General features: G+C 43.3%; 9 protein-coding genes. 4 read left to right on the top strand and 5 right to left on the bottom strand.

Annotation, left to right across the window (positions count from 1 at the left end):
* Positions 1-412 precede the first annotated feature (412 nt).
* Positions 413-748 (top strand): hypothetical protein, encoded by a 336-nt coding sequence (locus AC3A8L_RS16325; protein ID WP_487963338.1) that lies wholly within the window; start codon positions 413-415, stop codon positions 746-748.
* Between the two features lie 100 nt (positions 749-848).
* Positions 849-1,538: a hypothetical protein gene (locus AC3A8L_RS16320; protein ID WP_487963337.1), complete on the top strand. Its 690-nt coding sequence runs from the start codon at positions 849-851 to the stop codon at positions 1,536-1,538.
* A gap of 648 nt (positions 1,539-2,186) precedes the next feature.
* On the opposite strand, the gene AC3A8L_RS16315 is transcribed toward AC3A8L_RS16320, so the two are convergent.
* On the bottom strand, positions 2,187-3,152 hold the full coding sequence (locus tag AC3A8L_RS16315; protein WP_487963336.1) for a transposase: 966 nt from the start codon (positions 3,150-3,152) through the stop codon (positions 2,187-2,189).
* Positions 3,153-3,340: 188 nt separating this feature from the next.
* Here AC3A8L_RS16315 and AC3A8L_RS16310 point away from each other — a divergent pair, with 188 nt between their 5' ends.
* Positions 3,341-4,105 (top strand): DUF2185 domain-containing protein, encoded by a 765-nt coding sequence (locus tag AC3A8L_RS16310; RefSeq protein ID WP_487963335.1) that lies wholly within the window; start codon positions 3,341-3,343, stop codon positions 4,103-4,105.
* Positions 4,106-4,217: 112 nt separating this feature from the next.
* On the opposite strand, the gene AC3A8L_RS16305 is transcribed toward AC3A8L_RS16310, so the two are convergent.
* The 3 genes from AC3A8L_RS16305 to AC3A8L_RS16295 form a co-directional block, all read right to left on the bottom strand.
* Positions 4,218-5,333, bottom strand: coding sequence for a leucine-rich repeat domain-containing protein (locus AC3A8L_RS16305; protein ID WP_487963334.1), 1,116 nt, complete (start codon positions 5,331-5,333; stop codon positions 4,218-4,220).
* 89 nt (positions 5,334-5,422) lie between these two features.
* Positions 5,423-6,196 (bottom strand): hypothetical protein, encoded by a 774-nt coding sequence (locus tag AC3A8L_RS16300; protein WP_487963333.1) that lies wholly within the window; start codon positions 6,194-6,196, stop codon positions 5,423-5,425.
* Between the two features lie 118 nt (positions 6,197-6,314).
* Positions 6,315-6,989 (bottom strand): glycine-rich domain-containing protein, encoded by a 675-nt coding sequence (locus AC3A8L_RS16295; RefSeq protein WP_487963332.1) that lies wholly within the window; start codon positions 6,987-6,989, stop codon positions 6,315-6,317.
* 227 nt (positions 6,990-7,216) lie between these two features.
* On the opposite strand from AC3A8L_RS16295, the gene AC3A8L_RS16290 reads away from it, so the two are divergent.
* The gene (locus AC3A8L_RS16290; RefSeq protein WP_487963331.1) at positions 7,217-8,890 is read left to right on the top strand and encodes a transporter substrate-binding domain-containing protein; all 1,674 of its coding nucleotides are present in this window, start codon (positions 7,217-7,219) and stop codon (positions 8,888-8,890) included.
* Between the two features lie 263 nt (positions 8,891-9,153).
* Here AC3A8L_RS16290 and AC3A8L_RS16285 read toward each other — a convergent pair.
* A partial coding sequence (locus AC3A8L_RS16285) for a hypothetical protein (RefSeq protein WP_487963330.1) occupies positions 9,154-10,353 on the bottom strand: 1,200 nt, incomplete at its 5' end.

Genomic DNA, 10,353 nt, shown 5'->3' with positions numbered 1-10,353 from the left:
AGCTTGAGGGGCAGAGGAATGTGATGGTTGGGGTGAATCTTGGGGTTCGGTTTTAAGGAATTTTTTGGAGTTCGGTTTTAGTTCTTTGTTAGTTTTGTCATTAATTATCAAGGGAAAGGCTTGCGTGCAAATTATCCAGACACGCTGGCCTGTCTCGACATTATGCTCCATGCAATGTCTAACATTGGCTGTCCCTGCCAAAGCAGGCGCTCCACACGCGCTCCCGGCGCGTAAGGGTCTAAATAATTTACACCCAAGCCTTTGCTGAAAGCTGAGCGCATCGATAGACTATTCCTACACTCAACAACACGTTTTATCTACATGGCAGGGACGCTATGAAAGTAACAAAAACCATTCGCAATGATCAGGCGCACAACGGTTCAAACGCCAATGGGGCGATAAGCTGGTCGCGGTGCGGTATCGGCATGATAGCGCTCACGATGAGATCATCACCACCATTGAAATCGAAGTTGATAGGCGCCCCGCTCCCCAAAACGACCTCTGCCAGCGAGCCCACCTAGCCACTCAAAGGTCGGAAATCGCTGCCCTAGCCATTAGCTTTCATGAAAACGATTTAAGACTCAAGGTCAAACAAGCCGGCGCAAAGTGGAGCCAGCTAGGAAAACTATGGTTAACGAGTCGAAATACTGCCGTTAGCCTAGGGCTCAAAGATCGGATTGTTGAAGGCGGTGCCGATAAATGTCTAGATGTAGACACAAGCTTTATGTTGGGAGATGGCTATATATAGACATTTAGGTATAGTTGTAGACATAAAGGTCTATATGTAGGCATGTTCCTATATGTGACCATGACGCAGAATATAATGTTAGAAGTACGAAGGAGAAGGTGTGCGAAAGAAGATAGAATATGCTGGCACTGTAGATGGAAATCAACCATTCGAGGTATCACTCAGTTATTGTTTTTGGCCTTTGGTAGCAAGTGACCAATGGTTTTTGCCTAGATTTAAATTAAAGATAAAAAACCTAGGTAAAACCCTATACAAAGGTTCTGTCGCTATAGATATTACTGAATTTTCCAATATTGAAAAGATATCTCAAATATCTTCCTATAAAGGTCATTTCCAAGATATATTTAGGCATGAAATAACTGAGTTATTACCCGGTAAAGAAGACTCTGTTACATTCACAATCCAGTCTCGCTTCTTGTCTCCTGATGAATATATATTGCGTGCAGTTTTAAATGAATGGATTCCCAGTGACTCACCTATTCGAGAGCTACAAAAACAACTAGACGAAACTGGCACAGACCCTAAGAAAAAAGAGCTTATGATTCAACAATCGGAACAACACATGAAGCAAATGGGAATGGACCCATATGCAGTTCCTCGAGGTCAGTTCAATGCAAAGCAAATTTTCGATCTACGTTTTATCGAAAAAATAAAAATTCACTCGCTTGCGTCAACAGCAACTATAATGGGTGGTTTTATAGGTTCTGTTATAGCAGCGAGTGGTACTTTTTTATATGCAACAATAAAAATTATTAAAGATAACTGGGCAAGTATTAGTGCACTTTTTTAATAGCACTTCTAACAAAGCAATCAACCGGACTCCGCATTGCGTGGTTCGCTTTGCTCACTTTACCACGCAATGCTCCGCTCGGTTATTGCGGCGTTATATGTTGCCAGTAATAAAGGTCGGTATTTTAAATGAGAGACTATGACGGGAAAGACTACCGCTATACGAATTCTGATTTTTTTAAAGGAAAAGGCTTAGAAATAGTTTCTAACAAAAAATAATGCAGGACAGGCACCGCTTAAAAATAACGACAGCCAAAAAACAGCATAAATAATGCAGGACAGGCACTCCAAAATAATAACGACAGCCAAAAATCAGTAAAAACACTAGACCTCCCCTACCTCAAGAAACTTCTCGCCCATAGACCCAAAACACACAATAATCCCCAAAGCTAATGCCTTGGGGTTATTTATTGACGCATGAGTGATGGTTGTTTGTGCCGCAGAATTGTAAATAATGCAGGACAGGCACTCCAAAATAATAACGACAGCCAAAAATCAGTAAAAACACTAGACCTCCCCTACTTCAAGAAACTTCTCGCCCATAGATCCAAAACGCACAATAACCCCAAAGCTAATGCCTTGGGGGTATTTGTTGGTGCAGGAGTAATGGTTTTTAGTGCCGCAGAATTGTAATTGAAGTCGCTTCGAACTAAGCGGCGCGCTTTTTCCTGCGCTTAGCGAACAAAGCTTGATAGTGCTGCTCAAAATGCTGTGTTTGCAGCAGCCAAGCATCAATATCAATATTTAACCGAGCAAGTATCGGCGGAAGGTTTACGTTGATTGCACCACGTTTATCGTCACGGATAATTCGACCCGTCCAGTCGACTAACTCAATATAATCTGTTTGCCCAAAAATAATGTCCGTTTGTTCAGTATTTTTAAGATTACCTTCAAATTTAAGCAATGGTTTGAGCGGTAAATCAAACTGGCGGATAGATTCTAGCGAAACTTGCTGCTTTATCGCTTCGTCTAAGTCAAAGCTCGGGTTGATGCGCTCTTTAATGCTGGTGTAATCTGACTTTTCCGGCGTGTCGGCCATGCAGGCTCTGACGGGATTCAGGTCGACATAGGCCATTGCGCTAAGCACGGCCTCCTCGGTAAGTAGAGCCTGAGATTTGAAGCGGCTTTCCCAAAAGTGCCCTGTGCAGTTGTCTTCTTTGTTCGCTTGACGAGCAATTGGCTCGCTTAAGCATTTCATAAACCAGCTGAGGCTTTGTAGTCGTTGTTTATAGCTTTCGGCACAAATGCTCACGGCATCACGTTCGACTGGAGTGAGGGGGTCGCCTTTCAGGTAGCGTTGCACAATCGGTGCGCCTTTGAACAAACAGCTCCAGCGCGTAAGTACCTCGTCAGTATTCCACAGCGTGGCATCTGGAGGGTTGAGTTTGATAACGAGGTGGAGGTGGTTATGCATTACAGAATAGGCGCAAATTTCGATGGCGAATATAGAGCTTAATAGTCGAATACGCTGTTCGATCCAGTCACGGCGGTGCTCGTAGTTTTTACCGCTTACCTTGTCAAAACCACACAAAAAACTCCGCCTAACGCAGCGGCTTGTAATGTTGTAGAAAGCGGTATCGTCTATTGATACCAATTGGCTACGCGGTTGAGTCATGGTTGCTTATCCAGTGCTTTATCATTTGACACTAGATAATAATGGCCGAGGAGTCAAATAGCGGATTGTTTTAGGATTGGAGTTCGCTATAACTTATTGTAGTGAGTTGACGCGTGCGGTGCATGTCCTCGCTTCTAATCCTGTTCATATCACTAACAATTCCAGCTGCGTACGGAAATGAAGATCGAATGGAAAAGAATTACAAGTTGAATTCAACTCAAATAGAACGATTAATACCAGATATAGGCTTTGCTTTAGCAACGGACATGATTACTGTTGCGGGAAAGAGAGTTGACTATATGGTAAGAGAACAGCCTAATCGTGAAGATGATAGTGGTTGGATATTTTATGGTGGTGGCGAAACGCAAGAGTATATTGACGATTCAAATAACACCTCTCTATTCAGTGTTAATACAATCGCTAATTATGACCCGGAAATCATAGGTTTCTTAACCTACCCACCAGGAACTGAGGTCGAACGAAATAGTGAGGGAGACCTACAGGTAATAACTGAAGGGCTGATAGAACCTGAAGTTATCTTCATGCCGCCAATAGATAAAGGGTTTGTTAAAGTAACTAACAATTGGAGTTTCAATGTTTCGTCTCGAATGCTTAAACGGTTCGATAAAGGAAGTCTTGTAATTTGGCGGCCAGGATTTACCATTTGGTTAGATTCATATGATACGAATGACTCGGGGGTTAGCGCTCGAGTCGAAAGTATACTCGATACAATTTCACCTAAAAAGATTGACTTTATTAACGTAAGTCAGAATGGAATGCAAAAAATAAGGTATCGCCTTAAAGAGGCAACTGATGGTAAGAAGCAGGATGCTATATACCTATTTGCGGTAACTGAATCTCATGAAATACGTATGGCCGTGTATTTTGACAACCAGCAAGATATTAGTGAAATTGTCAAAATATGGGACACACTGCAATATAGTGACTCATAACGAACAAGGATAGATTGCGCAAAGCCGCAATCTTATCCCGTTGTTGGACAAGCGCCTCGATAAGAAAGCCGATCTCTTCGCCTAATTAGATAAACTATTATTGCCTCTTCCCTTATTGACAGGACTTTTCAAAATAAAATCCGGGAACTTGAACTTTTATCGACTCTAGGGTTTCACAAGTTAAAAGGGTCCCATCAAGAATTAGTAACCATATGGCGGGGTTGTTGGAAATATCTAACTGAGTGATGGGGTTATCGGCTAAACTTAGCGCTTCTAAATGGATATTGTTTGTCAGATCTATTTCAGAGAGTTGATTGAGCAAAACCCAAAAATGAGTAAGTAATGGATTGTGGCTTACATCAATTTGGGTGAGTTGGTTACTGTTTAAATATAGGTGCTCAAGTTTTGAGTTGTTTTTGAGGTCAATACTCGCAATTTGGTTACCCTCTAAAGAGAGCTGAACTAATGCTGTATTAGAAGTGACATCGAGGGCCATAAAATTGTTGCCGGTAAGGCGTAAGTCTTCTAGGGCTGGATACATTGAAACATCAACACTGTCTAATTGATTGTCAATTAAATTTAGGTGCTTAAGGGCGGTCAGTGCCTCAATACCTGTTAAATCTTCTACCTTTTTGTTTTCCTGACCGTTACAGGTAAGCTCTGTTAACTCTTCGATGGATTCTTTCCCTGTATCCACAATGCATTGAGCAAGCACCGGATCTGGCACCTGTAAAACATCAAGCAAAGCAGAGTTCGTGGTTTCTGGCATGCAGTCTATATCGACTTTGTTCCTCGCTGCCCAATAAAAATCTCTAAATCGATTTTTCAAATATTGAACGTTGGCGCAAGTGATTGTATTGCCTTCTAAGTTGATATCATTAATGTCAGCATTGGCGGATAGGTCAATCGTATTAAACTGATTATTCGATAAATTCAGCTTCTCTAAAGCCTCCAGCTGCTCTAATCCCTCTGTATTGACAATACCCAGCCCGCCACAGTCTAAAGACTTCAATGTGGCAACGGTTACTGCACCTGAATTACTGACGCATTGCTGTAAGGCTGTATCTGGAAAGGTTAATTCTGAAAGTGGTTTTGAAAGATCAATACTGCCGGAACTACTGGCCGAGCCAGAGCAACCAACAAAAATAATCGATAAGCTGATTATGGCGGATATCTTCATTTTTTCATTAATAATTTTCAATTTTCTAAATAATGTTTTTATGCTCATTTCACATTCCCCTTGTAATATAGATTACTGGATATAATGGGTGCTCTATAGCTATTGGGGACAAGAGCATTCGCCAATAGCCCCAATTGTTAATTTTCATTTTTTTCACCAAAAACATACCTTACGGTTCTCACTACTATTTTTAGGAATGGGTGATTCATTTTCAAGAACTGCTCAGCGTATTCATCAGCTTCTTTTTCCTGCTCTGGATCTTGGCCAAAGGTGTGCCTATGAACATGGTGACCAATTTCATGGTAAAACGTTTTTTCAATCTGAAAAAGTAATGGATAGGAGAGTGGGCTGTAATACGAAACCCCATGCAACCAGACGACCGTGATGTCACTCAGAATCGGCATGTAGGCCCCTCGATAATCCTCTTCGAGTTCGGAAGTTATATAAAACCTTTCGATTCCGCAAAGATCAGAAGAAGGGACTTTGGATAACCAATCCAACATCTTCTTTCTAATGACACTATGTCCGCTAAGTTCTTTGGATATATAAGTGTTAACCCCCAAGATAGATCCGAATTCAAACTGGCTCAATGAGAACTTAACAACAGAAAGCATTCGTACCTCTACCATTTTATTACAACCTTTCTTCTGGATTTTTTGTACAACCTCCGCTGCTCGTTCCTCATCAATATCATTTATCAAACCAAGTATCCCGGTAAGCATAAAAATCTGATGCCCATGTTTAATTTTGCCCCAAGGTTGAGCCAATATAAACTCTTCTAAAGCTGGAATTACCGTTACCCCATGCTTATAGAGCTTACGGTGGTGTTGATAAATTTTTTTCCTTGAATCGAGTGCTAGTGCTCGGATAAAGCTCTTAACTGATTTTTCTACTGTCTCGATCGTATCCATAGTTTAGATCTCATCAATAGTGAGGCCGCCAGACAACTAGCCAGCCTCCAGGTACCTTAGCTCGCCGAATGCATTTAGGCGCCGGCTATCCAGTAGGTTTAATGCAACTTTGGCGACTTTATCCGCCTCCACCGCAACCCCCGCCTCCGCCACAACCGCCCCAGCCGCCAGAACCTCCAGAACCTCCACCACCGCTATCATCACTAAATATCCAAATGACTAGACCCACGGCGCCAGCAAGAATGCCAAGCAAGATCACCCAAAATGTTATTGTTGAGCCCACCGATGACTCAGCGGCATAAACACTGCCCGAGCCCCCAAAGATGAGCAACGAGAAAACAGCGAGTAATGGAATAGAGAGGCGCTTTTTAAATGTGTTCGGCCTACAGTCCTCAGCAACTGCTATTGGCCAGTATTTGCCTGGCGGGCTACGATCAAAATATCTGCGATATAGCTCCAGCGTCTGTCGATATTGATGTTGTGTTTTACTTTGCTCTGAGGACGTAGCGGGCTCATGATGTAGCTCACTGGCCAATATCTCTTTACAAAGTGTTCCCCAATAACACCGGCTAAATGTTAGGTGTAAATGCCAAACCTCATCCACTGCGACAGAGGGTGTGAGAGCTAACTTTGATACAGTTGTTAGGTAAATGAAATGCTTATATTCATCTATTGCCCCCAAGCTGAAGTCTTTACTCCAACCCGTTTTCTGTTGAAGTTTACGTATAAATAGTTCAGATTGTGGCCCGCCAAGATTGTATTCAGCTAACATTTTTAATTTAGAATCTAGCATAGAGCACCTCTAGTGACTTGGTTTAGTTGTTGTCTTGCTAATATCCAGTGTTTACAATTTCTCTACGAATTGGAACGGTCGATATTAAATTCGTTACGACAACCACCGGTGGGAAACAGCTGCAACTGACGGACAGACACCAAAAACATAAGTCATTGAAATATATGAACATTTATTACGATCTCACCAGAAGTTCGTAACGAACTCGCAACAAAAGCAGCATAAAAATGATTCCAGAATTCCTAGACAAGCAAGAACAAAAAAAGGCAGGGGTTGAACCGCTTTGCCTAATAAAAGACCTTCAGTCACTAGAATCTTGGCTAAAAATTAAGGAGCTGGAAACAAAGCGTCAGGTCACACCTGCTTGGATTGAGGTCATTTGGGCCGTTGCTGCGCTAGCACAGAAGCACCTTCAAGAACAGGCACGCCAACCAGGGCAATACGTTTTTGAAACTCATATAGTGGCGAGCCAAGTCGCATACCAACAAAAGAAAAGACACGTCAAGACGCGCTATGTCACCGATCAACTTAAGCGCATCAGCGCTCATCAATTAGAGTTTATTAATCAAGCTCATGCGGCTGAAGATAAAGTGGCAGTCGTAGGGTGGTATACCACGTCCAGTCAGCGGGGGCTCGGTTTAGCCCTCATGACAAGAGAGGCCGCACAAGCATTATTTACTGACGCTTGCGGTCAAGACAATCAAGCAGAAATAGTTGAAAGCGACAACGCAGAAGCGGTACCAATGTACCGAAAGAAGCGAAAGTTCAGGCTTATTAATACTGCCGTTGTTACGCTTATGATAATCGCAATTAGCGTACTCATGTATCAACACACGATCACAAGCGAAAATAGCGTCATCAACACACTCGCATCAATACAGGCAGAAGGCATAATGCGCTGTGGGGTTGATGGCTTATTACCCCACTTCTCCCTACTTAATGATGCGGAGCAGACTTGGTGGGGGCTGGATGTCGAGCTGTGCAGAGCTTTGGGCGCAGCACTGAATGTGAAATTGGGCATAGTAAAGGTCAGCGCATCTCAATTCGAGAGGCGTATTGCACCTTTAGAAGATCAAACGGTGCATGTCTTATTTCGCAATACCTCGCATACGATCACTCGAGACCTTAAAGCAAATGTAATTTTCGGCCCTGTCTATTTTTACGAGCAGGAGGTATTTCTTGATTTGTCACCTGAAAACACCGACACAACCGTTAACCTAGAGGACATTCGCGATAAAAATGTGTGCGTCAAACCTGGAACTTCAAACGAGCGCACCCTACAAAACTTGAAGCATGAGATCAATTTTCAGATCATTACACACGACGATAGCAATGATGCATTAATCGATAATGTAAAAATGCTACGGACTCTACGTGAAAATGATGATCACTGCGACCTTGTTTTTGGCAATTATTTCGTTTTAAAGCAACTTAAAATTGACCAGGAGCGACGCCACCCAGAAAATTCCTTAATGCTGAGGGCTTTTGCGCGAGCGGGCCTGGATCCCCTCGCGCCTGTTTTGCTAAAAGATTACCAATGGCAGCAAGTAATCAACTACTCAATATACGCACTATTTTATGCTGACAAACTAGGCATTAATTCCTATAACGTTGAAGAAAAATATCATTCAGGCAGCCCCCTTGAGCAAAATTTTCTGCGTGGTGAGAATATGGAGATGGCTGGACTCACTAGCAATTGGGTATACCGTATTATTTCTACAGTGGGCAATTACAGCGAAATATATTACCGCTCCATTGCCTGTGACTATGTTGACTGCGGCAAGCCCAGCCAGGAAGCCTTTTATGCTGAAATGAAAGATATCGATGATTCTCGGGGTGCCAATAAAGTGTTTAATAAAGAGGATCTAAAACCAGGTTTACTTTATACCCCACGATTTTAGTTTTACACAAAAAATTGCGGGTGCCCCAGAAAAATTATGCGACCCCGAGGTGCTCCAAATGTAAAAATATCGATATAGTGTGGTCAACAAAACCCGGCATGAATGGATGTCAATCTAACAGAATAGGCGCAGAGAAAATAAAGATGAACCTATATTATTGATTTGTATACCAACAATAGAGATAGGCGAACCGCTCTTCTCTCTGCGCCTGCCCTGTTAGACTTCCCTGTCAGACTTGCATTATCCTTCAGGCATTAAAACGTTTAATTCACAGTAATACTCAAGTTATCCAAGGCCACATCACCTTGCCATCCGCCGGCTGCGACCAATCTAAAACGCAAACTGATGGGCTTATTATCGGGATTGATATGACTTAATGCACCACCCGCGCCAAGGGTGCTTGAATTAAAGGTGTGGGACTGCCACTGAGTCCCCGTATTCTGGCTAGCACTATTCCAAAAGTTAACTCTCCATTGCCCATCCACAAGCACATCAAGATACAATTGGCCAACGTTCGCCCCATAGCTATGATAATCAAAGCTAAACGATGTGTTCGTCGCATTAAAAGCACCGCTTTCCAATATCGCAACATCACCTTTATTAAACGCACCACCGCCCGCACTGGAGGTTTCAACATAATAGTAAGACCCTGAACCACCTGAACCACTGCTGGGCCCTGTTGAAGATGAGGGTGTAGAACCTGAGAGTCTTGCCCAATTAAATTCCGCCCCGTTATCCCACAGCATCGCCCCTTCGGCATTGTCCAGAGAAGGCAGACTCAAGGGCTCCGAGTCAAAGGAGTTCACTATGACCGCCCCTACTGCGTCAGCGTCATTGCTATCCCAGCCACGCCAACCAGCAATCACGCGACTTCCGCTAATCGCCACCTCATCCACTTCGGCCAGTAAGCCAGCCCGGTTGGTAAAGTCAGCACGAGCCGCCATGTTTTTTTGAGTGTCCGTCCAAACAGAGTTCACCCGCTCATACAAGGCCGTCACTTCATCGTTGCCAGTGCTTGCATAGGTGCCGCCGGCAATCGCTTTGTCGCCATCAATCGCCACGGAAAGCGGAACAAAACGAGTCAAGCGAGGGCCATCCACACTCACGCTTGGGTTACTGCCATTGAAATTATTAATCGTTAAAAATTGAACCGCACCACTGCCACCCACATTTTGACCGACAATAATACGACGCCCATCAATATCCACCGAACTCCCAAAGCCCGCACCCGCCGAACCACTTGATGGATAATCTAGCACATGCTCCCACTGTCCAGTATTGAGTTTTTTATATAGATAGATAGCCCCTCCAGTGCCATCACCTACCACCATTCTATCGTCTGAGATGGCGACCTGAAAGCCAGCTCCATTAAAATTCCCCCCGACTTGCGCGTGCAAAAAAGTTTGTTTATATACCCACTGATTAGACTCAAATGAAAACACATGAACACCATAGTCGGTCCC

The sequence above is a fragment of the Marinagarivorans sp. genome, assembly GCF_982758155.1.
The sequence above is the reverse complement of the archived record's forward strand: the minus strand, read 5'-3'. Positions and strand labels throughout refer to the sequence as shown.